This window comes from Ruminococcus sp. 8Y-12 (assembly GCF_058119865.1).
This window is the reverse complement of sequence record NZ_CM176623.1, coordinates 4,632,483-4,658,864: the sequence shown is the minus strand read 5'-3', so window position 1 is coordinate 4,658,864 and position 26,382 is coordinate 4,632,483. Positions and strand designations below refer to the sequence as shown.

Genomic DNA, 26,382 nt, shown 5'->3' with positions numbered 1-26,382 from the left:
CCGCACAGACTGCGCCCCTGGCAAAGGGAAGAGGTGTAATTATGACAAAGATTTACAGCAATAAAAAAGTGATTTTCAGCCTTGTACTTCCGGGCATTCTGACATTTTTGCTGGCGATTCTGGCACCCATATGTCTGAGTGTATACTACAGCTTTACGGATTTCAGCGGGATGGGGACAGCAACCTTCAACGGGCTGTCAAATTATAAGGAGATGTTTCAGGATGGAGGATTTTGGATCTCTCTGCGCAATTCCCTGCTGCTGGCAGCAGGCTTTATTGTCATCCAGCATCCCCTTGCCATGATAACAGCGGCAATTCTGGACAAAATGCAGAACAAGGCGGAGGGGATTTTCCGCTGCATTTATTTTATACCGAATGTAATATCTGTGGCAGTCATTGCGTATCTGTGGAAATTTATCTACAATCCTAATTTTGGACTGCTGAATAATATATTGAAGATTTTTGGAGTGACAGAGGAAATCAATTGGCTGGGCTCCGGGACAGCAATCTGGTCGGTGCTGATCGTCCTGATCTGGCATGGTTTTGGATGGGGCATGCTGATTTACTATACAGGTATCAAAAATATTGATCCGGTGCTCTATGAGGCGGCTGCCATCGATGGGGCCACAGGGGGACAGGCATTTTTGCGGATCACTCTGCCCCTGATGAAGCCGGTGATCCAGGTGAATGTGACTATGGCTGTGATTTCAGCCCTGAAGCAGATGGAAACCGTGTATCTGCTGACAAACGGGGGACCAGGAAATCAGACACAGTTTATGGCTAACTATCTGTATAAACAGGCATTTAACTCCTTTAAGTACGGATATGGAAATACCATCAGTGTGGCGTTTATCGTTATCTGCCTGATTTCCACAGTGGTATTAAACCGCATTTTTGCAGAGAAGAATACATAGAGGGGGTGGGAGGATGAAACAAATGGATACAAAAAAGAAATTAACCTGGAAAAGAGTGCTTTTATACGTCTGCCTTATAATCATGGCAGTGATACAGATTTTCCCGCTGGTATGGCTGCTGGACTTCTCAGTTGCGAGCAGTAATGAAATGTTTACAAACGGCCTGTTGATTATTCCTGAAAAGCTGCGGCTGGACAATTATGTGACTGCTTTTGTGGACGGACACTTCCTGCTCTATTTAAGAAACAGCGTAGTTATTAATGTAACCGCTGTAGTGCTTGTGATTGTCATATCCATTATCTCTGCGTACGCAATTACCAGGATGAAATGGAAGCTGAGCGGGCTGGTAAAAACCCTGCTGCTCTTGGGAATGATGATTCCTATTCACGCAACTTTGCTGCCAAACTATGTGATTTATGACAAGGTGGGGATTACGGATACCTTCTGGGCGCTATTGATTCCCTATGTGGCATTTTCACTGCCTCAGGGCCTTTTTCTGACTTGCAGTTTTATGGAGTCCATTCCACGGGAATTAGAGGAGGCTGCCATTATGGATGGGTGCGGGATTTACCGGATTATAGGAAGCATTATCACACCGCTTATGAAATCTTCTATGGCAACCGTGGCAATTATGACGTTCCTGAATAACTGGAATGAGTTTATGATGGCCAGCACTTATCTGAGCAGTAATAAGTGGAAGACGCTTCCGTTCTCTGTTTTGGAGTTTACGGGGCAGTATTCTTCCAACTATTCCGTACAGTTTGCGGTGATGGCGCTCACGGCAATGCCTGCGGTTGTGGTATATGTGCTGTTGAATAAGCACATTACCAAGGGAGCGGCTTTGGGAGCGGTGAAGGGATAGGTTACCCGAACAAGGATAAGATTTGGAATCTGCAGCTCTAAGGAGAGGAGAACATTTATGAAAACTGGAAGAGTATGGGCAGGTATTTTATTAAGCGTATGGGCCGCACTGTACATAACCGGATGCTCCGGGGACAAAGCAGGCACAGAGATTACCGCTAGGGCAGAGATTCCTGTGACGGAGGCATCGGTGGAGAAGAAGGGCCTGGAGGCGTTTGTGGAGCTGGGAGCCTACAGGGGCCTGTCAGTGGAAAGGCCGGAGTACACGGTCAAAGAGGAGGAGATCCACGCAGAAATTATGCGGGAGCTGGAGAAAACGGCTCCGGAGATCGCAGACGGGACTGTGGAGAATGGCGATATTGTAAATATTGACTATAAGGGCAGTATAGAAGGAAAGTCGTTCCAGGGAGGAGAAAACCAGGACTACGATTTGAAAATTGGATCTGGCAGTTTTGTACAAGGCTTTGAGGATCAGCTTTTGGGGTGCGGGAACGGGCAGGAGAAGAATGTCTCTGTGACCTTCCCGGAGGACTACAGCCCGGAGGGAATGAGGGGAAAGAAGGCAGAATTTACCGTAAAGATAAACAGCATAAAGCGTCCGCTTAAGGCAGCAGCGAATGACTGGGCAAAGGAATATTGCGGCTATGACACAGTGGAAGAATATGAAGGCAGCATCCGGGCCAGGCTGGAGGAGGAAAAGGAAAAAAGCGGACAGGCCCAGCTGGAAGCGCAGCTCTGGGAAGAAGTTCTGCAAAACTGCCGGATTGTGCAGTATCCAAAAGATATGCTGGAGAGCTGGATGGAACTTGAGCGGACCGTGTATCAGCAATATGCGGATACGCTGGATATGACCTTCGAAGAAGTACTGGACAGCTGCAAAATCACAGAGGAGGACTTAACGGAAATTGCAAAGATAGATGTGGACTATGTGCTGATCTCCGCTGCGATCTGTGAAAAGGAGGGGATTGACCCTGCAAACAGTATGTATCAGCAAAAGCAAGAAGAGATTCTGGAAAGCCTGGGATACGTCAATCAGGAGGAGGCGCTGACGGACGGTGCAACCGCCCAGCGTATAACCGCAACTGTGCAGAAGGCCTGCGCTGCACAGATTATGCTGGATGCGTGCAGCAAAGTGGATAAGTGATCCGGGCGAATAGCTGAGAAGGAGGAGTATACTCATGAGATTGGAAATCATAAGCAGTACCGGTCAGGAGAAATTGGAAACCCGTATACAGGAAGTAGTCTTTCAGGAAGATATGGGGGAGGAGAATCATGTGATTAACCTTTACCCGGAGATAACCTACCAGAACCTGGAGGGATTTGGCGGCGCAATCACGGACGCGGCGGGATATGTGTATTCTGAGATGAACAAAGAGCAGCAGGAGCAGGTGGTCCGCATGTATTTTGGCCGGGAGAACATGAATTACCAGATGGTGCGGGTTCATGCAGACAGCTGTGATTTTTCCACCCATCTCTATTCTGCGGTGGAGGATGAGTGGGATGAAAACCTGGAGAGCTTTTCCTTTGCGGATACGGAGCGGCATATTCTGCCTCTGCTGGACGCGGCCCAGAAGGCGGCGGGGAAGAAGCTGAAGATCATGCTCACGGCCTGGTCGCCGCCTCCCTTCATGAAAACGAACGGGGAGAGAAAACACGGGGGTTCCCTGAAAAGGGAGTTCCGGGAACGCTGGGCAGACTATCTCTGCCGCTATATCCGGGAATTTCGGGACCGGGGATATGAGGTGGTGCGGATGAGTGTGCAGAACGAGCCCAAGGCGGTTCAGACCTGGGACTCCTGCGTGTACACAGCACGGGAGGAAAAAGAGTTTTTACGGGATTACCTCTATCCAGCGTTGAAAAAATGGGGGCTTAAAGATGTGGAAATTTTTATCTGGGACCACAATAAGGAGCGGGCCTTTGAGAGAGCCAGAGACATTCTGGACCACCAGACAGACCGGATGGTCACAGGCGTGGCATTTCACTGGTACAGCGGGGACCATTTCGAGGCTCTGGACTTGATACGTCAGCGGTATCCGGACAAAAAGCTGATCCTTTCTGAGAGCTGCCTGGAATTTTGTAAATATGGGATTGCCGGAGCCGGGGAAAATGCGGGAAAGCTGGCCCATGATATGATCGGCAATCTAAACCATGGGATGAGTGCCTTTTATGACTGGAATATTTTGTTAGACGGGGAGGGAGGTCCCAACCATGTGGGAAATTTCTGTGATGCTCCCTACCTGTTTCATGAGGATTCAAAGGTTTTGGAGGAGAGGAGGATTCTGCGCTATTACTGGCATTTTGCCCACTTTATAAGGCCGGGGGCCGTGCGAATGGCATACACAGGATACACGGACAGTCTGGACGTGACCGCATGGAAAAACCCGGATGGAGAGAACGTGTTGATCCTGCTAAATAAAACGGATAAGACCCTGCCCTGCGTACTGCGCATCAATCAAATGGCAGCCGGGTTTGAGATGAAACCAGGTGCAATTTTAAGTTGTGTGATAAAAGGAGAGAAGCAGCCATGATAAAAAACCCAATTTTTCCGGGATTTAACCCTGACCCGTGTATCTGCAGAAAAGGGGAGGACTACTATGTGATCGTATCTTCTTTTGAATGGTTTCCGGGACTGCCTGTGTACCACTCAAAGGATTTAAAAAACTGGGAGCTATACACCCACGTACTGACCGATGACCAGACTGTGGATTTGAGGAAGCTGCCCTCCTCCAAGGGGATCTGGGCACCCTGTCTGACTTATTGTCAGGAGGAGGACTTGTTCTATGTAATTTACGGTGTGATGAATTCCATGAACGCCAGATACTTTGACGTGGACAATTTTTTGATCACTGCCAGGGAGATTACCGGGCCATGGAGCGAACCCGTATACCTGCACTCAGCAGGCTTTGACGCCTCCATCCTGCATGACAGGAACGGAAAGAAGTGGGTGGTATCTCTGGAGTGGGAAACGAGAGAGGGGTATGAAAAGCCCGGGGAAATCTGTCTGGTGGAATATGACCCGAGGGCGAAGGCCGTGGCAGGCTACCCGAAACGCATCTGGCGGGGAGGGACTGACCGGGGATGCCTCGAGGCACCCCATCTGTATCAGCGGGGGGACTGGTATTACCTTATGTGCGCGGAGGGAGGAACCGGATACAACCACTGTGTCACCATGGGGCGGGCAAAGCATGTATGGGGTCCCTATGAGGGAGATCCCGCAAATCCAATTGTTACCTCCAATCCGGGGCTCTCCCATGAGCGGCTGGACCCGGACCATTTAAAGCCACAGTATTTTTATCCCGGGTCAGAGCTGCAGAAGGCAGGCCACGGAAGCTTTGTGGAGACACCCCAGGGGGAGGTGTATCTGGTTCATCTGGCATCCAGGCCCTTTCTTCCGGAATTGAGATGCACTCTTGGGCGTGAAACCGGGATTCAGAGAATGAAGTGGACCAGGGATGGATGGCTTCGCATGGAGGATGGATCAAATTTGGCGAAAACGGAGGTGAAGGAGAGCTGCCTTTCTCCATCGGTGGTAAAGCAGGCAGAGCCCCGGGATGATTTTACGGATTGCAAGCTGGGTAACTGCTATTACTCCCCCAGAATCATGCCAAAGCGTTTTGCGGATGTGAAGGCCAGACCTGGGTATGTGAGGATTCGGGGCGGGGAATCTGCCTGTTCCTTAAATAAAGTTAGTCTTCTGGCCAGAAAGCTGACAAGTGTAAATGCCCAGGTAACCGTAAAGATGGAGTATACCCCAAAGGTGTACCAGCACAGCGCGGGACTGATTTTATATTATGACAACATGAACTATCTGTATCTGCGGAAATATTACAGTGAGACCCTGGGGCAGAGCGCCCTCTCCATCATCCGGTTGGAAAACGGGGAAAAGACGGAATATCAGGATTCCAGGGTGCCTGTGGGGGAGGAGCCCATTTATCTGCGCCTTCGTATCTCAGGACGGAAGACATGCTTTACATGGGGGCTTGACGGGAGAAAGTATGAGAGAATCGGACCGGACTTTGATACATCCAGACTCTCCGATGAATACTGCAAATATGGAGAGTTTACCGGAACAATGGCGGGGATGATCTGTGTGGATACCATGAAGCATGAGCGGTGGGCTGACTTTGATTTCTTCGAGTATTTTGTGTGGGATAAGGAAGACGAAGTTTAGACGTAACGTGAACTTCTTTTACTATGTTAATGAGTTTTTATCTGTAAAGTGAAATTGTGGAAAAAACAAATAAGCTATGTTGATTATGAATAAAAGTTAGGTAATCCAAATATAATACCCGAAATCCTAAAAAATTACTCTATGAAATATACATATATAAATTTAAAATGAAGTAAGTAAAGTATACAAAATAACGTATAAGTTCCTATGAAAAACAGAATCTTCTGTGGAATCACATTAGAGATAGATGCTGCATACCTGGTGTGAATAGATCAGGAAGCAGGCTGTAAGCAAAAGAGAGGAGGGATAGTATCTGTAATCAGGCAGCCTGGCGGCAAAAGAGAGAGAAAAGATAGAGTAAAAGAAAGGGACGATGTTATCATATGAAAAAAAAGGGTATAATTGCATGGATTTTGACACTCTGCATGGTACTGCAGCTCTTTGCAGGTATCGATATAAAAGCGGAGGCGGCAGAGAATACGCTGAAGGTGACAGGATTGGAGTGTGAATATACAGTAAATCCAATCGGGCTGGATGTGCCCAAACCGCGCTTTAGCTGGAAACTGGAATCTAAAGAGAACAGCGTACTACAGGCCTCCTATCGGATCATGGCCTCATCCAGCAGAGAAAAACTAGCTGCCGGTGAGTACGATGTGTGGGACAGCAAAGAGGTGGAGAGCGATGCATCGGTTGAGGTTCTCTATGCCGGGAAGGCATTGACTCCTGGGCAGAGGTATTACTGGAAGGTAAGTGTTTCTGATAATAAGGGAAACACCGCATCCTCCACAGAGGAGGCGTACTGGGAAACCGGGAAGATGGGTCAGGAGTGGACGGCCAAGTGGATCGAGATCGCCGATGAAAGCGGGGAGAAACCGGAAAATTACAGCATTGATTTTGACTTTAATCTGATTAAAGACGATGCAGGCTTCCTTTTTGCAGGGAAGGACACGAATAACTTTCTGATGTGGCAGATTAACACCTTTGAAAAAAAGTTTAACGGCGCCATGAGCTTCCGTCCCCACCAGTGGGTGAATGGACAGGCGAGCTGCTTTTTTGAAGCGAAAATTGATGACCTTGCTCCCGGTCTGATTGGGAAGGATGCATATTTCAATACCAAACACCACATGAGGATTGAGGTGAGGGGTAAGGAGATCACTACATTCTTAAACGGCACGCAGATTGACAAGAGAACAAATGAACATGCGGCCTACGGAAAAATAGGCTTTCGCCATACGACGGTTGCGAATGACTGTGATGAGCAGGCGGCCTATGATAATATTGTGATTAAGGATATGGACACAGACGCCACACTTTTTGAGGACTGTTTTGATGATCCATCCAACCCCAACTTTGGATTTGGGGAGATCCGAAACGGGGAACTCTATGTTGTAAATGTGCTGCAGCTTCAGAAAGACAAAACCAACTCCGCTCCTATGTACCGGAAAGAGTTTCAGGCGGACAAAGAGATCAAAAAAGCCACGGTTTACGCCACAGCACTGGGAATCTATGAGATGGAGGTTAACGGGGAAAAGATCAGCCACGACTTATTTAACCCGGGCTGGACAAACTATGAGCTGAATCAGGACAACAACAATTATGTAATGTACCAGACCTTTGATGTGACGGACCTGGTAAAAAAAGGATCAAACGTCATTGGAGCCGTTACCGGTCACGGATGGTACTCAGGCAAGCTGTTTGTAGGCGGGAATAACCGTTACGGAAAGGGCTCAAAGTTCCTGGCTGAGCTGAAGCTGGAATATGAGGACGGGACGACAGCGGTCATTCCTACCGATGAGTCGTGGAAAATCAGCGGGACGGGTCCTATTCTGGAGGATGATTTCCAGAACGGTGAAACCTATGATGCCAGAAAGGAAAAGACTGGCTGGTCAGAGACAGGCTATCAGGAGGACAGCAGCTGGAGAGCGCCTGCAGTGGGCAGCTATGCAGGGGATATTGTAGCCCAGATGGGTCCCGCGGTCAGAGAAATTCAGGAATTTAAACCCAAGGAGATCACCAAAAAGGGCGATGCCTACATCATTAACTTTGGACAGAATATGTCGGGATACGCTAAGCTGAAGGTGAAAGGAACAGCAGGCACGAAGGTGAAGCTGCGCTTTGGAGAGATGCTGAAGGACGGCAGTCTGTATACGGACAATCTAAGGTCCGCAGCCGCAACCGATTATTATACCCTGAAGGGGGATGAGGGCGGGGAAATGTGGAAACCCCGTTTTACCTTCCACGGCTTTCAGTACATGGAGGTAACCGGATATCCGGGCGAGCTTACGGAGGATGACATCACGGCAGTTGCCATCAGCTCACTGCAGGAGCAGACAGGAAACTTTGAGAGCTCCAATGATCTGGTAAACCAGCTTCAAAGCAATATCAATTGGGGCCAGCTGGACAACTTTATCAGTGTGCCCACAGACTGCCCCCAGCGCGATGAGCGGCTTGGTTATACAGGGGATTCCCAGGTGTTTGTGCGTACTGCATCCATGAACCGGGACGTGAACCAGTTCTTTAAGAAATTTCTGATGGATGTTACAAGCAACCAGAGGGCTGACGGACAGATCGCAGACTGGACTCCGAATTATGTGACCCCGGGAGACGGGATGAGCGGCTCCTTTGGTGCAGCGGGCTGGGGAGACGGCGTTGTGATTATCCCCTGGACTATGTATACCACTTACGGGGACACGGATATCATCAGACAGTGTTATGACGCCATGAAAAAGTGGATAGGCTATTATGAGGTTCAGTCTGGCAAGGATAAAAATGGGCATGACAAGGTGGAGAAGAACCTCATAATTGAGAGCGCGGGCAATAATTACGGCGACTGGCTGAGTACAGTGGATACGCCCCGGGAGGTGACCAACACAGGCTACTTTGCTTATTCAACCAGCCTCCTTGCAAAGATGGCAGCGGTCATCGGGGAGACGGAGGATGCAGCCTATTATCAGGATTTATTTGAGAGAATCCGGAAGGATTTTAATGAAGAATTTGTTGCTGAGGATGGTAGGATTAGGGGAAATACCCAGACCAGCTATCTGATCGCACTGAAATTTGACCTGCTTAAAACCCAGGAGGAGAGGGAGAGAGCGGCAAAATATCTGGTGGAAGATATTGAGGCGAGAAATTGGCATCTGTCCACAGGATTTATGGGTGTCGCATACCTGTGTCCCATTCTGACTGAGATGGGGTATGGGGATGTTGCCTATAAACTGGTGCTTCAGGAAACCTACCCATCCTGGCTGTACAGTGTTAAGGGAGGGGCTACCACCATTTGGGAGCGCTGGAATTCCTACGTCTGGGAAACAGGGACATTTGGTTATGTGGGGATGAACTCTTTTAACCACTACTCGCTAGGATCTGTAGGGGAATGGTTCTACAATTACGCTGCTGGTATCCGTTACGATGAGACACAGCCCGGATACAAACATATCATCATTGACCCAAGCCAGGGCGGCGGTTTTGACTATATCAACGCTTCCTTTGACTCCGTGTATGGAAAAATTGTGAGCAACTGGAGGTATACAGACAATAGTACGCTTGCCATGGATGTGACCATCCCGGCGAACACAACAGCTACTATATCGATCCCTGCCGCGGACGCAGCAACAGTTCAGGAGAGTGGTAAAGCGGCAAGTGAAAATAAGAATCTCACCTTTGTGAAGATGGAAGGCGGAAAAGCGGTATACAGTGCTGGATCGGGAAACTATCATTTTACAACCGTATCTCCCAAGGCATATATGCTGAATATCCTGGATCAGGAAACGGATCAGAAACATATGGTTTCCATAAACGGCGGTCCCTTACAGACTCTTCCAATTTTACAGACTGTTTATGCCGGGGATGAGATTAAGCTCCATGCACAGCCTATGAATGATGAGGATTTTGTGTTTGCAGGCTGGGCCGGGGATGTGGAATCCACAGAGCAGGACATCACTGTGACAGTGGAGAAGGATGTGAAGCTGAGTCTCAAGAGTAGTTTGATCCAGAAACAAAACCTGGCACTGGGAAAACCGGTAAAGGCCAGCACTAGTATCAACAACAGCGACTGGGGCAGCGACAGACTCACAGACGGTAAGCTGACCTCCGTGGCCGGAAGTCTTGGTTATACTTCAAACGGATCAGGAGATAACCCCGATGTGGATCATTGGGTGGAGGTGGACTTGCAGAAGAATACTCTCCTGAATAAAATCAACTTGTATCCCAGAACAGATGCAGTCACAGCACAGGGTAAGACCGCATCCTTCCCCAAGGATTTTACAGTGGAGGTGTGTAAAGAAGGGGAAAGCCAGTATAAAACCGTGGCATCCTTTAAGGACTATACTGCACCTGAGGGCAAACCGGCGGTTATCTTTCTGGACGAGGAGGTAGAGGCGAGAAATGTACGCATACATGTGACCAAGGTGGGAGAGCCGCCCGCGGGGGAAATTCACTACTTCCAGCTGGCGGAAATGGCTATATACCTCTCTGTGGACAAGAGCGAGCTGAACAAAATCATTTTGGAGGCGGAGGAGTTTGCCAATTCTGAGGCATTCCAAAACGCTTCCCGGGAATTAAAGGAGAAATTTGAGACCGCGAAGAAAAACGCAGTGGATGTGGCCAACAACCAGCAGGCGGACGCGGATGCGGTTAAGAGGGCAGTGAAGGAACTGGAAAATATCATGGAGCTGATCAAAGGCGAGGGAATCCCGATTGTCTCAGTAGAAAAATTGCAGGACATCACCGTTGACTTTGGCACTACTTTTGAGAACATTGGACTTCCGGCAACGCTTCAGGTCAATTTAGGCGATAAGAGCACAAAGGAGCTGGGGGTTGAATGGAAGGGCAGCTACAATGGCCTGAAAGCAGGAAGCTACACATTCACAGGAAGCCTGATTTATGAGACTCCTATTGTGAACCCGGACAATACAGAGGGCTCTGTCACAGTAGTCGTAAAAGATTGCCCGATGATTGAGGGGACGGAAGCAGTAGCGGATCACTATGCTGTCTACGGGACAGACGTGGCGGAAGCGCTCTCAAAACTTCCGGGAACAGTCAATATTTACTTAAATGACGGCAGACAGAGAAGAGCGGCTGTAACATGGACCGCGCCGGAAGACTACAGCGCAACGGTACCCGGTCGTTATACGTTTATCGGAGAGATTGAGGAGAGCATCTATTACAAGAACAACGCGGATTCACCGGTTACTGCAAAAGCGGACATCATCGTTCTTAAGGACGGGATGCCCACCCCGGAAATGAAGGAAGAGCTAAAGCAGCTCATTGCGTCCGCGCTTAAAGTCGACAGAGAACATTACTCGGATGACAGTCTGGAGAAGATGGACATTGCTCTGCAGAAAGCCCAGGAAGTCCTTGGGGCTGAGGACTCTCTTGCCTCAGAGTACGAGACGGCGGCCAAGGCTTTGGAGACAGCTATCGGAGAATTGGTTTATGTGGAGTGCAAACACAGCAATCTGGTGGAGCAGATCAAGGCAGAACCCACCTGTACACAGACGGGACTGAAGATTTGGGTATGCAGCAACTGTCAGCAAACAGTAAAGACAGAAGTAATCCCCATGCTGGATCATACGTTTGGTGAGTGGAGCATTCTCGTGGCACCGGACTTTGGCATCCCGGGTATAGAGGTCAGCTCCTGCAGTGTATGTGGCAGGACACAGAGCAGAAATATTGAGGAACTGAATGGGTTTAAGGTGACCTTTGCGGATGCAGATGGTACTGTCTTAAAATCCGGCATGGTAGAGGCCGGAAAAGCTGCCCAGGCGCCAAGAAATCCGGAAAAACGAGGCTATACGTTCACAGGATGGGATCAGACATTTACAGATATTCGCAGAGAGATGGTAGTGACAGCCCAATATCAGATGAATATTTACAAGATTTCCTATACTGGAATAGCGGGAGCCAACACAAACAAGACAACCTACACAGTAGTGGACCAGGTAAGGCTGAGCCCGGTGGAGAAAGAGGGATATATCTTTGAGGGCTGGTATCTGGATGGAGTCCACATAACACAGATTCCGGAGGGAACAGTGGGAGATCTGTCTCTGGAAGCCAGATTTACGAAAAAGAGTCAACCAGAGCCTCCCACACAAAAAATTGCCAGAAAAGGAGAGACATATAAGATAGGAAGCGGTTATTACAAGGTGACGGATGCCTCGGTGACAAAGGGTACTGTGACCTATGTAAAACCACTGAAAGCAACATTAAAAAGTGCAGTGGTGCCGTCTGTTGTGAGGATTCAGAATCACACCTATAAGGTAACTGCCGTAGCGTCCAAGGCATTCCGAAACAATAAGAGACTCACAAAGGTGACCATTGGGAAGAATGTCAAGACCATAGGTTCCAGCGCGTTTGAGGGAGCGAAAAAGCTGAAGAGTATAAAGATTCAGACAAAGGTTTTGAAATCTGTCGGCAAAAAGACATTTCGAAACATCCATAAAAACGCTGTGATCCGAGTACCGTCCTCTAAGCATAAAACCTATAAAAAAATATTAAAGGGGAAGGGACAGAAGAGTACTGTAATGATCAAAAAATAAAAAATGTCAAAAACGACCTGGTCATTTCCGGAAATGACCAGGTCGTTTTTGACATTTTTGGTAGATTTGCACAAATTTTATTGGGGATTTGACTCTGTTATTCCCTCTGTAGTCTCCCGGCGTATTAAGATCGGGGTCACAGTACGGTGGATCGGCTCTTTTAAAAGCACGGGTTTTCTTTTCTTGCGCTCGTTCATCTGCTCCACTAAAAGCTTCACTGCCTCGTAGGCCAGTTTATCGATCTGCTGCCCAATGGTACTGATGGGCAGGATGGCTTCGCTGGAAATTGGAGAATTGTCAAAGCCGATGATTCGGTAATCCTCCGGAAGTTTGCCGTGTTTTCGCACAATCAGATTGAGAAGCACATTGGCATATGTATCACTGGAGACGAAAATGCCCTTTTTACAGCCCTCATAGCGCTGCTCCAGGTTTTCAAATATAGACTTTAGATGGCTTTGGCTGGATGCGTGGGTGTTGCCCAGGGCCTGAATGATGATTTCGTGTCTTAGATGGTTTTCCCTGCAGAAATCCTCAAATCCCCGGATGCGCCCATAGGCTGGCATGTCCTCGGCAGTGGGGGTGTTTATGTGGATGAGCACTTCGCAGCCGTGCCTGGCCAGCAGACTGGTGGCCTGTATGGCGCCCATGTAGTTGTCTGTGTTGACACTGCACACGAATCGGTCTTCCCGCTCGATGGTTACTATGGGTATCTGAAGGTCAAAGAGCTCTCGGGAGGGGATGGTGTGGCTCAGGATAATCATCCCCTCAATCTTATAGGACATCAGTTCCTGAATGTATTTCCTCTCCCTTTCCTCATTCCCGTTTCCGATGAAGACCAGAAATTTATAGCCAAAGGTCTCATAGGTGGACAGGATCTGATCCAGCACTGCGGAGTAGTACCCCAGATAAAGGTTGGGAATTATGATTCCGATAAATTCTGTCTTTCCGTTCGCAAGGATGCGCGCTACTTTATTTTCCTTATAATTTAGCTCGACCAAAGCATCTGAGATGATCTGCTGGTTCTCCAGCGTCAGCGAGTCCGGATTGTTGAAATACCGGGAGATGGTGGTCTTGGAAAAATGCGTGTATTTTGCAATATCGTCAAAGGTTACATTTTTTTTAGCCATTATATCACACTGCTTTCTGTCAAAAGTCGATGGTCACTGATATTCATTATTATAACGTAACTATTCAACAGGTCTGCGCATTTACTGCGCTGACCGTAAGAAAATGATTCGGGAGTGCAAAAATCCCATCGCCGAAGGCGGTACTGAACAGTTACAGTATAACAAAAAACAAGGACGAGGGCAATAAGTAATCGGTTAAGTAACCGGTTTTGTAAGAGGTGAACAAACAGGACATAGGTATTTCAGCTAATATTACTGAAAATTTTGTTCGGAATTGACGTGGGGGCACTCCTGTGTTAAAATAAAACTACAAAAGTAACCGGTTACTTTACCGGTTATGCAGCAGTGGACGGACAGAAAATAGGGGATAGAATTCCCAGGATTAGGAGGATTGATGGAATGAGAAAACATGTTGCAAGAAGAGCCGCTGCACTGGGGCTGGCCGCGGTGATGGCAGTCACTATGCTGACCGGATGCCGCTTCGGATTTGCGAGTGATCCGGATGACCCAAATGAGGAGACAAAAGAAGTACCCATAGACACCTCATTGGATACCTTTGAATACGACCCGCAGCTGGAGGGCACAAAGGTTACGCTCTTAAACTCGAAAGCGGAGATTCAGGTGGCTTTGGAAAAGATGGCAGGCGTCTTTGAGGAAAGGTCAGGCGTACACATTGAGGTTATGCCCGTGACAGACGGAGATTCCCCCTACACTAAGGTAGTCAGTATGTACAATTCCGGGACGCCTCCCACAATGGCGATCCTGGATACCACCGATGTCATTGCCCTGGCTGAGGAAAAGGCCGCAGACTTAAGCGGTGAGGCGTGGACCTCTGAGGCGGAGGGCTATTTAACAGAGGTAAACGGAAAAATATACAGCTTTCCGCTGTGTATTGAAGGGAGGGGAATCATCTACCGCAAAGCCGTGATTGAAGAGACGCTTGGAAAGGACTTTGCCCCCAAGTCCATCACTACGCTTGAGGACTTTAAGGGGCTTCTGAAGGAACTGAGGGAAGCCGGACTGGAGAAACCGGTATCCATGGCAAAGGAAGACTGGTCTTTGGGGGCGCACCATCTGCAGTACATATATGAGACTTTTAATGGTACCTCAGAGGGCGCACAGGAGGTTATTGAAAAGATAAAGGACAACGCATTGGATTTGGAATCCTATGACCGTGTACAGCAGTTTTTAGATATGTTTGACGTGCTGAGAGAATACAACGTGGCAAAGGGAGATCCCCTGGGCGCGGACTACGATGAGATGGCAATTGATTTGGCGGATGGCAAGACTGCTTTCTGGTTCAATGGAAACTGGGCATGGCCCAACCTGGCGGAGGCAGGCGCAGAGGAGGATGAGGAGTACGGCTTTCTTCCATACTTTATGAACAATGATCCGGATGATTTTGCCAACAGCAAGATCCAGGCTTCTCCCTCCAAACAGGTAATGGTGGACGGCCAGATTGCCACGGAAAAGGAGCAGAAGGCGGCAAAGGAGTTTCTAAATTGGATCGTTTTTTCAGATATCGGCCAGCAAATGCTGGTAAAGACCTGCAATTTGATACCACCCTTTACCAACAATCCCTACGAACCGGCAGATCCCCTCAGCAGAGACATTTACGAGAGAGTGCAGTCAGGGGAGGCCTTCAACGCGTCCGCCATCGTACCCAATGACCACTGGTCCGTATTGGGTGCAGCCATGCAGAAGTACCTGGCAGAACGCAGCGACCGAACAGAACTGATACAGTCTATCCAGGGATACTGGGAAGAACAGAAATAGGAAAGAAGGGAAAAGGATGAAAAGAAAAAATAGTGGAAAAGATTTCTGTATGTTTGCTTTACCCGGCATGTTCTGCTTTTTTGCAGTGGTGATGGTGCCATTTCTCTACGGAGTTTATCTGACCATGACAGACTGGAACGGAGTGGCCAGTACGAAAAATTTCATAGGGATTGAGAACTTTCTGGGAGTTTTAAGGGACGGACAGTTCTGGAGTTCTCTGCTGCTGACCTTTAAGTATGTAATTCTGGTGGTCCTGCTGGTTAATATTGTGGCATTTTTCCTGGCCTATCTCCTGACAAGGGGAATCAAGGGGCAGAACTTCTTTCGGGCCGGGTTCTTTACCCCCAACCTGATTGGAGGTATTGTATTGGGATATATCTGGCAGTTCGTATTCTCCAGAGTATTTGTGAACATCGGTGAGGCTACCGGATGGACCCTGTTCGGGGTTTCCTGGCTCTCAGACCCCACAAAGGCCTTCATCGCCCTGGTGGTGGTGTCTGTGTGGCAGCTCTCCGGATATATGATCCTGATCTATGTGGCAGGATTTATGGGGCTGAGTGAGGATGTCATGGAGGCGGCCAGCATTGACGGCGCTACCGGATGGAGAAAAATGAAGAGCATTGTGATGCCCCTTATGATGTCTTCTGTGACCATTTGCCTGTTTCTGACCCTGTCCAGGGCATTTATGGTATACGACGTGAACCTGTCACTGACAGCGGGAGCACCCTACGGGACAACTCAGATGGCGGCCATGCATGTATATGAGAAGGCCTTTACCTCCAGGCAGTTTGGCGTGGGCCAGGCGGAGGCATTGATTTTGTTCCTCATTGTTGCGTGTATCAGCGGTATTCAGGTATACCTGACCAAGAAAAAGGAGGTTGAGGCGTAATGAAGCAGACTACGATGGGAAAAAGCAAGAAAAAAATAGTAAATATTCTGACTACAGCGGGTATGGTGCTCATCTTTGCAGCCTACATGTTCCCCTTCCTCATGGTAGTGATCAACTCCCTGAAGCAGAAGAGGGATATCATCAAGAGCCCCTTCTCCTGGCTGTTTACCATTAAAGGGCTGTCCTTTGACAACTTTGTCAAGGCATTCACACAGATGGACTTTCTAAATGCCTTCAAAAATTCCGTGTTTGTGACTGTATCAGCAACCCTGCTGGTGACTCTGCTGGCAGCCATGCTGGCGTACTACATCGTGCGCCACAACAACTCCATATCAAAGATGACCTTTGTGCTGATGGTGGCTTCCATGATCATTCCCTTCCAGGCAATCATGATTCCTCTGGTGAGCATCTATGGGGGAACCCTGAATCTGTTAAACCACAGGCTTACGCTAATCTTTATGCACACAGGCTTTTCCATGGCAATGTCCGTGTTTATGTTCCATGGGTTTATCAGGGGAAGTGTACCCATTGCGCTTGAGGAGGCAGCCTATATAGACGGATGTACACGCTCACAGACCTTTTTTAAGATCGTGTTTCCGCTTTTGAAACCGATTATCTCCACAATGGTAATTTTAAATGCGCTGGCTTTCTGGAACGACTTTTTGCTTCCCTCCCTGGTACTGTCTGACAAAAAGCTGCTGACGCTGCCCCTGTCCACATACAGCTTCTATGGAACCTACTCCGCAGATTACGGAACAATCATGGCTGGACTTCTGCTGTGCGTTGCGCCCATCATGGTTCTGTACATTATACTGCAAAGACAGATCATCAGCGGAGTGGTGGCAGGCGCAGTAAAATAACAGATTTAGAGAGGATATGTTCGTATGACAATGGATGTATTGCACTTGAAAGCTCCGGGAAACTGGATCAACGACCCCAATGGTTTCATTTACTATCAGGGGAGATATCATCTCTTCTACCAGTATTTTCCCTATGCACCGGTATGGGGAACCATGCACTGGGGGCATGCAGTCAGTGAGGATCTGGTACATTGGGAGCATCTGGGCATTGCTCTGTTTCCCACAAAGGACTATGACAGAAACGGAGTATTCTCTGGGAGTGCCCTGGAAAAGGATGGGGAGCTTCGCCTTTATTACTCTGCCGTCAGGTATCTTAAGGAGAGGGAAGATAACATTCACCTGGCAGGGGAGGAGGGCTTTGAGACCAGCCAGGCCCTGGTGGTTTCCGGCGATGGCTTACACTTTGACAACTGGAACCGCAAGAGCCAGCTCATCCCTGTGTGCAGGGATGAGGAGCTGGGAGATCCTGTGCACACCAGAGATCCAAAGGTATGGAAGAGTAAAGCTGCCTATTATATGCTCCTGGGCAGCACTCGCCGGGGGGAGTTTGGACGGGCGCTGTTTTATAAGAGCAGGGATGGGCTGAAATGGGAGTACGCCGGCCAGTGTCAAAATGAGGCATTTGGACAGATACTGGAGTGTCCGGACCTCTTTTTGACAGATCAAGGGTATGTGTTTATCGGATCGCCCATAGGAGCCAAAAGCGATGGCCTGAAATACACTGACCAACCCTTCTGCTGTCTGGCAGATTTTAGGGAGGAGAGCTGTGAACTTCACCTCTCATCCCTACAGCAGCCGGTGGACTATGGAATGGATCTTTACGCCCCACAGACAAATCTGGACAGAGATGGCAGGCGTGTGATGGTTGCCTGGATGAGAATGCCAAGGACAGTGGAAGGCAAAGGGGAGACGCCCTGGAATGGGATGATGTGCCTTCCAAGAGTGGTTGAGGTTCAGGAGGAGCATATCTGTTTTCGCGTTCACCCTGAGACAGACCGATATATGAGCCGGAAGGTAAAGGGGACAGAGGAACTGGACTGGGAAAAACCGTTTCGTCTGAAAGCAGCGCTTACAAAAGACAGGGAGCTGGATATCGGCGGTTATCGGATCTGGGTGGAGGAGGACTGTATACGTACGGACCGCAGCCGGGTGTACAGGGGCTTGGATGGCTACCACACACAGGCACAGACTCCGCCACTGAACGGAGTATACGGCCTGGACATCTTTGTGACCCCCCATTTGATTGAAATCTTTGTAAATAGCGGGGTGTATGCAGTCAGCCATGTGGTATATGGGCTGGACAACAAAATCTTTGGTCACGTGGACCAAATACTGACGGGACTTGAGAATTAAGGAGGAAAGAATGAGCAGGAAGGCAGATATTTTTCAGACTAGAATGGATAAACACCATGATGAACTGAAATGGCTGTACATGGAGCTGTACGGGAACGGGGATATGTTTGCGGAACTCTGCTCCCAGATGTACGAATACTACAGAGAGCGCAGCCAGAAGCTGCACAACCGGGATGAGAGGAGGGTGAGAGATCCCCAGTGGTTTAAGAGCAATGAAATGCTTGGGATGATGCTCTACATAGACAACTTTGCCGGGAATCTAAAAGGCGTTCAGGAAAAGCTGTCCTATCTGAAATCCGCAAATGTAAACTGCATCCATCTGATGCCCTTTTTGGATACGCCAAAGAGCCGCTCCGACGGCGGATATGCGGTGGCGGATTTCCGAAAGGTGCGCCCAGATCTGGGGACCATGGAGGATCTTTCACAGCTTACGGATGCCTGCCATAGCAAGGGGATCAATGTCTGTATGGATTTTGTCATGAACCACACCTCCGAGGATCACGAGTGGGCCCAAAGAGCCAGAGGCGGAGAGGGTGAGTATATGAGCCGCTATTTCTTCTATGACAATTATGACATACCCAGAGAGTATGAGAAGACAGTACCCCAGGTCTTCCCTACTACGGCTCCAGGCAACTTCACCTACCTGCCGGAGCTGAATTGTCATGTACTGACCACCTTTTACCCTTATCAGTGGGACTTAAATTATCAAAATCCCCGGGTATTTAATGAGATGATGTACCACTTCCTCTATTTGGCCAACCGGGGAATCGACATTGTCCGGATAGATGCAGTCCCCTATATCTGGAAGGAGCTGGGTACACAGTGCCGGAACCTTCCCCAGGTTCACACCATTGTGCGAATGATGCGCATCATCGGAGAGATCGTGTGTCCAGGTGTGATTCTGCTGGGGGAAGTGGTGATGGAGCCGGAGAAGGTGGTACCCTACTTTGGAACCGTGGAAAAGCCGGAATGCCATATGCTCTACAATGTGACCACCATGGCTACCACCTGGAACAGCGCGGCCACCAGGGACATCCGGCTTTTACGGCATCAGCTTGACATTGTCAACCAGCTCCCAAAGCAGTACACCTTCCTCAATTATCTGCGCTGCCATGATGATATCGGATGGGGGCTGGACTTTGAAACCCTAAAGTGGTGGGGAATGAAGGAGACCAGCCATAAGAAGTTCTTAAATGATTATTTCACGGGGAAGATCCCAGGGAGCGAAAGCAGGGGAGAGCTTTATAACGATGACCCCGTGACCCGGGACGCGCGGTTCTGCGGGACCACTGCCTCCATGTGCGGGATCGAGAGCGCAGGCTTTGAGCAAAATCCGGAAAAGCTGGAGACGGCCATACGCATGGATCTCACCCTGCACGCCTTTATGCTGACACAGACCGGTATCCCCATGCTCTACAGTGGGGACGAGATCGGGCAGGTGAATGACTACAGCTATAAGGAGGACCCGGAGAGAAGCGGGGATTCCAGGTATCTGCACAGGGGAAAATTCCGATGGGAGCTGGCAGGCCTGCGGGAGGATGAGAGAACCGTGGAGGGCAGGATTTTTAAGGCCCTGCAAAAGCTGGAGCAAATACGCAAAGAGGAGAAGGTGTTTGCACCAGATGCGGATGTCTACACCTATGATGTGAAGGATGACAGTGTACTGGGCATTTTAAGGGAGGCTGATGGAGAACGGTTCTTGGGACTTTTCAACTTCAGTGACCAGCCAAAAACAGCGTGGATGCAAGAGGATGGAACTTACAGAAACCTGCTCACAGGTGAGGAGATGACTTTGAAGGATGTGCCTCTGCAGGGGAGCAGCTTTCTCTGGGCAACCCTGTCCTCCCCAGCAGTTTAAAAATAAATAAGGTTGTTGAATTTTCTAAAACATGTTAAATTAAACTTGATAACCGAGTGTGGATTGAAACAACGTACAATCAGGAAGCGCAGAGGGTTGAGTGTATCATGTGGGGATTCAGCAATGGCTTGCTATATGCTCGCCAGAATAAAGCTCCTGGTCAGATTCTGCCAGGAGTTTTATTCTGGTGAACAACGAACCAGGCAGTCGTGCTTCCACTGATATTTGGCGGCTGCAAAGAAGGTTTTGACTAAACAGACATGGCGGCTGTCCGGGACTTTTATAATAAACACAGAGGACGGATGGGATGAGAATTGAATTAACAGAGATGTCAAAGAGAAATCTAAATTTTATGACAGGACAGAACAAGGCTCCCGGGCAGATTGTTCAATTTTTAAAGGAAGAGGCCCTGGTGCGCAGTTTCAGCGAAACATTGAGAAGGATCTGTCCGGGGAAAGAGATTTTAGGACAGATCACGGATGTCCTGACAGAGGCATCGGGGGACAAGCGGGAAAACGTAACCCGGAAGGTACGCAACTGGCTGGAGGATGTACATGTACCAAAAAATAGGGAGATTTTATTCCAGATCTGTTTTGCGCTGGGAGCAAAGGAGGAGGATGCAGACAGAATACTGGGGATGGGCGCGGAGAATGGCATCCATTACCGAAACCCCAAGGAACTGGTCTATGCCTTTGGGCTGAGAAAGGGGATGGGCTATCAGGAAGCGGCTGCCCTTTACCGGAGAGTAAAAAACATGCTGGAGGATGTGCCAGGAGACGAACAGATTCACACCGAAACTTTTACCACCGTGATCCGTCAGGAGTTTCAGGAAGTCTGCAGCGTAGAAGAGCTAATAGAATTTTTTCTGAGGAACCGGACCAGGTTTGGGGAATTACATAACACAGCGCATGGAATCTATGTGGATTTATTGAAAAAACTGCAAAATCCGGAGACAGGGGTGGAGGAAGATGAGGGGAAATATAATGTGGATAAAGTTTTAGAAAACTATCTGCGTATGAAAGTGCCAAATTCCAGAAAGACCGAGGAATTCACCTTGCTTCAGAGAGTTGTCAAGAAGTACTGGCCCAATCAGCGCAGCATTATCCGGATGAAAAAACGAGGCGAAGACATAAGCCGCAAGACCTTGATATTGCTGCAGTTGGTGACAGAGGACTTCGACCATGGAGATGAGGAGGAATTTATGGGAGCATTGGGACAAAGTGTGCAGGAGGCGGCGGACCTGAGACTGGAATCCAGATTTGTAAAGATGAACCTGCTGCTGGACCGGTGCGGTATGAGCAAACTGGATCCCTGCTGTCCTTTTGACTACTTGGTTCTCTACGCCATGAAGGCGCAGGAGGACGAGAACATGGGGGAGCGGATGAATGAAGTGGTGAAGGTACTGTTTTCAGAGGGAGACTGTACAGAGTAGGTGCAGGAGGAGGTGAAAGTGTGGATCGGAGAAGGAATCTGCTCAGTCCGGGAACGATTCTGCTCCTGGGGGGAACCAGATATCAGATTGGAGACTTGGAGGGGGGCGGAAACAATGCGGTGGTTTACCGGGCTTCCTATGAAGATGGACTGATTCAGGGGGCTTACCATCAGGTCATTATTAAAGAGTTGTTTCCCTATAGCAGCCAGGGATGGGTGTACCGCACAGAGGACGGATGCTTAAAGTGTGCTCCCGGCCATGAGGAGTTTTTTGAACAGCACAGACAGAGCTTTTGGATGGGAAACAAGGCGAATCTGGAGTTGCTTAAAAAAGCTCCGGATCAGATTGCGGGAAATATAAATTCCTATGAGGCATATGGAACCTGTTATTCTGTGCTTTCGCTGCATGGAGGGAGAACTCTGGAACAGACCTTGAAGGACAGGCAGTGGGGCAGCAGTCTCAGAGATATAAGCACCTGTCTGATGCAGATTCTGGACAGTCTGGAGCAGTTTCATAAGAATGGTATCCTCCATCTAGATATAAGTCCGGACAATATTCTCATTCTTCCCCAAAGAATCCTTCTCATTGACTACAACAGCGTGTGGCCTGTTCACAGAACCGGGAAAGAGAAGCTCTATTACAGTGTAAAGCTGGGATACACTTCTCCTGAAGTGCGCCTATTAGAGGAAGCTGAGGTGGGTCCTGCCTCCGATCTGTATGCCCTGTGTGCGGTGTTTTATCAGATGGTGACTGGGGAGAAGCCAACCGATGGGATTGTATTTGGGAATCAGCCGCAAAAGAGCGTTTTGGGACGGCTTGAAAGTATGAAAGATGCACCGCCGTCCGCTGTCTGGAAAGCGGCTCAGATTTTGTACAGAGGGCTTCAGGTGGTTGCAAGAATCCGATATCAGTCTGTGGAGGAACTGCGCAGTGACCTTCTGGAACTGGAACAGAGAATAGATGGAAAAGGAATTACATTCAGCGCTCTCTGGGAAAGCAGCCGCAGGAAGTGGAGACAGATGAAAAGGGGGGAGGAGGAATGGTTCGAGAGGCAGATAGAAGAAAACCCCGGCTTTAAGGAGGGGACGGAAGCATTTTTTTCCAAACTCAGCAGGAGGCAGAATTATCTTCTGACAGGCAGCGGGGGAATGGGAAAGACCAGCCTTCTGCTACGGATCTGGAAAGAAAATGTAAAGGTTTACCGCCCATCGGCGCCTGTGGTCTGCTATCTCTCCCTGTCCGGTTATCAGGAGGCAGAGGGGGAGGATACCTTCTATATCAAAAAGAGCCTGTTAAGGCAGCTCTCTTTTGGAAAAGAGATAGGGGATATGGAGGGGGCCATGCATCAGTTAGGCCGCCTATTGGGGGGCCAGGAGGCGGATAGCCAAACTCTCATTCTGCTCCTGGATGGCTTGAACGAGGCGGGAAACAGCCGCAGCGGGCTTTTGCGCGAGATCGAACAACTGGGCGTCTGTCCGGTTACCAGCATTCTGGTCACAGACCGGACGGATGAGGTAAAAGCATACGGCTTGAGGAGATTTCAGACGGCTGGTCTTCTCCCTATGCCGGAAACTGTCGTAAAAGAACTCCTAAAATCCCATAGCTTAGAGATTCCGGCAGATAATAAATTTATCAGCCTCCTCACCAACCCCATGATGCTTACCCTGCATATCAGGACCATGGAAAACCGGGAGCCGGGGCTTAAGACAGAGTTTTATGGCTGTGGCAGTGCTGAGGATCTGGTGGAAAGCTATCTGGATGGACTGCAGCGCCATGAGGTGCGGACTTTTTCGGGGAACCGAGGGGAACAGCTTGGCGTCTCCTATACGCTGCAGCATGTACTTCCCGCTATTGCGGGGGAGATGGAACGGCAAAAAAAGTCTGTACTGATGCTGGAAGAGCTGTGCAGGGTCACAGAGAAACAGTTTAAAAATTTGCGAAAAAAATCATTTGCAATGGCCTTTCCAAAGTATTTGGGAAAATCCAGGGAAATGCTGCAGGGGATCCGGGACGAAAAGGAATGGTTTGATTATGCAGTGGCCGGGCATCTGAGAGACCGGATGAATCTGCTGGTGGAAAGTGAGCAGGGAAATTGGCGGCTGGTTCATGAAAATTTCTCAGGCTGTCTGGTAAGCCGTGATCGAATCAACAGGAAAAAGATCCGTTCTTATGGGCGAAAATTAAAAATCAAATACGGGGTGGCTGGGGCGCTCCTTTTTGTAGTTCTGGGAATTAGCGCTATGATGTTGTGGAGCAAAAGCAGGCCGTTTCCAGCCACAAGAGAGGAGATCGCCGCGGTGGACAATGCCATGGAACGGCTCTCCTGGGAGATTTATGTCCTGGATGCGGAGCTTTACAATCAGGAAGTTTTACTTGAAGAGGCGGAGTGGGGAAAGGTACTGGATGGTGAGGAAAAATCAGTGAATGCCTTTGAGAGAACGCTTGAGGTTAAGCGCAGGGAACTGGCCAATCTCACAGTTTCCATTGCGGGGGAGGAAGATTGCCTGATGGATTTAAATTGTTCCAGAAACACCATCCCCACTGGCTTGATGAGGGCATTTTTTCAGCGGCCCGATCAGCTGAGCACTGTAATAGAGGCAGGTATGGACCATCTGGAAGAAGGGCTTGCCATAGGAAGTATCTATTACAGCAGAGATAAGAGAGAGAAATTGATTGATGTTTACCGGGCGTACTTAAAGCAATACGCGCGTTTATGCTATCTGGAAATTATGCAGATCATACTTCCGCTTGAGAGAGAGCACAAAGAGGGGGTGCTGGATATGCTGGCGCATTCTCCCTCATTCTCCGGATTTGTGACAGATATGTCGGTCTCCTTCTCAGAGGAGGATTTGGAAAGTCAGAGAAGCGGAGCTCAGAACAGTTTGGAGAAGGCAGAGAATGAGATGCGTCTAGAAAACTATTCATGGTAGAGAGAGGAGAAAAAGATATGAAAGAGAGAATGAAAGTTTTCATAATAACAGCTGTCATGCTTCTTTTTACAGGGTGTGGGAGCGAAAAAGTGGCAGAAGAATACAGGATGGTGGTGGATGATTATGCGAAGATCATATTGCCGCAGGACCAGGACAGTTACGAGTTTGACCAGGTGCTGGAAGCAGTGGGAACCTATCTGGAGGATTCCAGCCCTGAGAATCTAAAAAAGACGAAAAGCCTTCTTTCGGACACTACGGAAAGATTTCAGGGCAGTTTAGAACAAAATGAGAAAAAAGGATTAGATGAGGAGTTAAAAAGCAGTCTAAAGACCTGTGGAATTGCAACAGAGGATTACAAGCTGTGCCAAGAGTTCAGAGGGCTGTTGCTTTCCTCTTACTGTGACAGTATGGAGAGACTTCTTTTCTATCTGGATGCGGAAGACAGTGATTTTCCCTTCAGAGAGGAGCTGGAAGATATCTATGAATCGGATATCATTATGCAGAGAGCCAACAGGGGCAGTGAGTTTTGTTCCATGAACTATCTTTTTGCAGAGTGGGATGAGAAACCGACAGCCTATTTTCAGGATAAAATCGTGAACCAGATGAAATCTTTTACAGCAGATGGGGCTATATGGGAGACTGACAGAGAGAAGATAGAGGATAGAGTACTGGCATATGAAAAGCAAATGGAGGAGGAGATCAGCAAAACAGCGTCCAGGGTTGGAAAGGCAAATGAAGAGTTGATTCAGATGGAGAGTGAGATGGAAGAATGTTTAAAATAGGCGAATTCTCAAAACTAACACAGGTATCTGCCCGCATGTTGCGTTATTATGATGAAACTGGGTTATTGAAACCTGCTGTCGTAGACTCGTGGACCGGCTATCGCATGTATTCCGCAAAACAGATACCAGTATTAAATAAAATTATATATTTGCGTGACAGTGGATTTAATAGAGCAGAGATAGCATTTGCTCTCAAGCAGGATAATGGAAATAGCATATTAGATCAACTGGACAAAAAATATCTTGAAATTGTGGCGGATATCCAACATTTGCAGGCTAAGCTTAAAAAAATCGATACAGCGAAAAAAGAGCTGCTACGGGGGCAAAGTGAGATACATTACAACATCTCTATAAAATCAGTTCCACGCTATTTTGTTTTGTCTCTGAGAAGAATAGTATCGGACTATTATGCGGAAGGGGATTTATGGAAAGAATTATCAGCGTTTGTGGTTCAGAACAAAGTTGAGATTTCAGGCAATACCTTTTCCATTTATCATGATGAAGATTTCAGAGAATCCGATGTTGATATTGAATTGTGTGTAACGGTAAATAAAGCCGGAAATGATTCCGGGGATTTTAGATTTCATTTTATAGACCCAGTTAAGCAAATGGCCTGTATGATGGTGTATGGTGATTTCTCAAATATTGCCGGTGCCTATCTCTCATTTGCAGATTGGCTGGAGAACAATAGTGAGTATATAATGTTGGGACCAAACCGGCAGATCGTACACAGGGGACCATGGAATGAAAAAAATTCACAGGAATTTTTAACAGAAATTCAAATTCCAATACAACAAAATAGCCCTCCGCACTAAAAACACTTTCATCTTGACCTTCACATGGTGTCAAGGTTTATCGTATGTGTATGACAAAATAAAACGATACCTTGGGGA

General features: G+C 48.4%; 16 protein-coding genes. 15 read left to right on the top strand and 1 reads right to left on the bottom strand.

Annotation, left to right across the window (positions count from 1 at the left end; genetic code table 11):
- The first annotated feature begins 41 nt into the window (after positions 1-41).
- The 6 genes from AC0THY_RS18920 (at position 42) to AC0THY_RS18895 (ending at position 12,482) form a co-directional block, all read left to right on the top strand.
- A complete protein-coding gene (locus tag AC0THY_RS18920; protein ID WP_489992134.1) occupies positions 42-914 on the top strand; it encodes a carbohydrate ABC transporter permease in 873 nt (290 codons plus the stop codon).
- A 22-nt stretch (positions 915-936) separates the two neighbouring features.
- Positions 937-1,776, top strand: coding sequence for a carbohydrate ABC transporter permease (locus AC0THY_RS18915; protein WP_489992133.1), 840 nt, complete (start codon positions 937-939; stop codon positions 1,774-1,776).
- Positions 1,777-1,833: 57 nt separating this feature from the next.
- Positions 1,834-2,919, top strand: a complete 1,086-nt coding sequence (gene tig / locus AC0THY_RS18910) for a trigger factor (protein ID WP_489992132.1) — start codon at positions 1,834-1,836, stop codon at positions 2,917-2,919.
- Between the two features lie 34 nt (positions 2,920-2,953).
- Positions 2,954-4,303, top strand: a complete 1,350-nt coding sequence (locus AC0THY_RS18905; protein WP_489992131.1) for a glycoside hydrolase family 30 protein — start codon at positions 2,954-2,956, stop codon at positions 4,301-4,303.
- Positions 4,300-5,946 (top strand): glycoside hydrolase family 43 protein, encoded by a 1,647-nt coding sequence (locus AC0THY_RS18900; RefSeq protein WP_489992130.1) that lies wholly within the window; start codon positions 4,300-4,302, stop codon positions 5,944-5,946. The genes AC0THY_RS18905 and AC0THY_RS18900 overlap by 4 nt, the downstream gene beginning before the upstream one ends.
- Positions 5,947-6,329: 383 nt before the next feature.
- The gene (locus tag AC0THY_RS18895) at positions 6,330-12,482 is read left to right on the top strand and encodes a family 78 glycoside hydrolase catalytic domain (RefSeq protein WP_489992129.1); all 6,153 of its coding nucleotides are present in this window, start codon (positions 6,330-6,332) and stop codon (positions 12,480-12,482) included.
- Positions 12,483-12,559: 77 nt separating this feature from the next.
- Here AC0THY_RS18895 and AC0THY_RS18890 read toward each other — a convergent pair whose 3' ends face one another.
- On the bottom strand, positions 12,560-13,609 hold the full coding sequence (locus AC0THY_RS18890; protein WP_489992128.1) for a LacI family DNA-binding transcriptional regulator: 1,050 nt from the start codon (positions 13,607-13,609) through the stop codon (positions 12,560-12,562).
- 399 nt (positions 13,610-14,008) lie between these two features.
- On the opposite strand from AC0THY_RS18890, the gene AC0THY_RS18885 reads away from it, so the two are divergent.
- The 9 genes from AC0THY_RS18885 to AC0THY_RS18845 all read left to right on the top strand — a co-directional run bounded on the left by AC0THY_RS18885 (position 14,009) and on the right by AC0THY_RS18845 (position 26,304).
- A complete protein-coding gene (locus AC0THY_RS18885; protein ID WP_489992127.1) occupies positions 14,009-15,385 on the top strand; it encodes an ABC transporter substrate-binding protein in 1,377 nt (458 codons plus the stop codon).
- Positions 15,386-15,401: 16 nt separating this feature from the next.
- On the top strand, positions 15,402-16,274 hold the full coding sequence (locus AC0THY_RS18880) for a carbohydrate ABC transporter permease (protein WP_489992126.1): 873 nt from the start codon (positions 15,402-15,404) through the stop codon (positions 16,272-16,274).
- Positions 16,274-17,134 carry a carbohydrate ABC transporter permease gene (locus AC0THY_RS18875; protein WP_489992125.1) on the top strand — a complete coding sequence of 287 codons (861 nt, stop codon included), beginning with the start codon at positions 16,274-16,276 and terminating at the stop codon, positions 17,132-17,134. Before AC0THY_RS18880 ends, AC0THY_RS18875 begins: the two co-directional genes overlap by 1 nt.
- A gap of 24 nt (positions 17,135-17,158) precedes the next feature.
- Entirely contained in the window at positions 17,159-18,487 is a 1,329-nt protein-coding gene (locus tag AC0THY_RS18870) for a glycoside hydrolase family 32 protein (protein ID WP_489992124.1), read from the top strand.
- 10 nt (positions 18,488-18,497) lie between these two features.
- The gene (locus tag AC0THY_RS18865) at positions 18,498-20,345 is read left to right on the top strand and encodes an amylosucrase (RefSeq protein WP_489992123.1); all 1,848 of its coding nucleotides are present in this window, start codon (positions 18,498-18,500) and stop codon (positions 20,343-20,345) included.
- Positions 20,346-20,652: 307 nt separating this feature from the next.
- Positions 20,653-21,777, top strand: a complete 1,125-nt coding sequence (locus tag AC0THY_RS18860) for a hypothetical protein (protein ID WP_489992122.1) — start codon at positions 20,653-20,655, stop codon at positions 21,775-21,777.
- A 20-nt stretch (positions 21,778-21,797) separates the two neighbouring features.
- Entirely contained in the window at positions 21,798-24,707 is a 2,910-nt protein-coding gene (locus tag AC0THY_RS18855) for a protein kinase domain-containing protein (protein WP_489992121.1), read from the top strand.
- Between the two features lie 17 nt (positions 24,708-24,724).
- Positions 24,725-25,489, top strand: coding sequence for a hypothetical protein (locus AC0THY_RS18850; RefSeq protein ID WP_489992120.1), 765 nt, complete (start codon positions 24,725-24,727; stop codon positions 25,487-25,489).
- Positions 25,477-26,304: a MerR family transcriptional regulator gene (locus AC0THY_RS18845; protein ID WP_489992119.1), complete on the top strand. Its 828-nt coding sequence runs from the start codon at positions 25,477-25,479 to the stop codon at positions 26,302-26,304. Before AC0THY_RS18850 ends, AC0THY_RS18845 begins: the two co-directional genes overlap by 13 nt.
- The last annotated feature ends 78 nt before the right edge of the window (positions 26,305-26,382 follow it).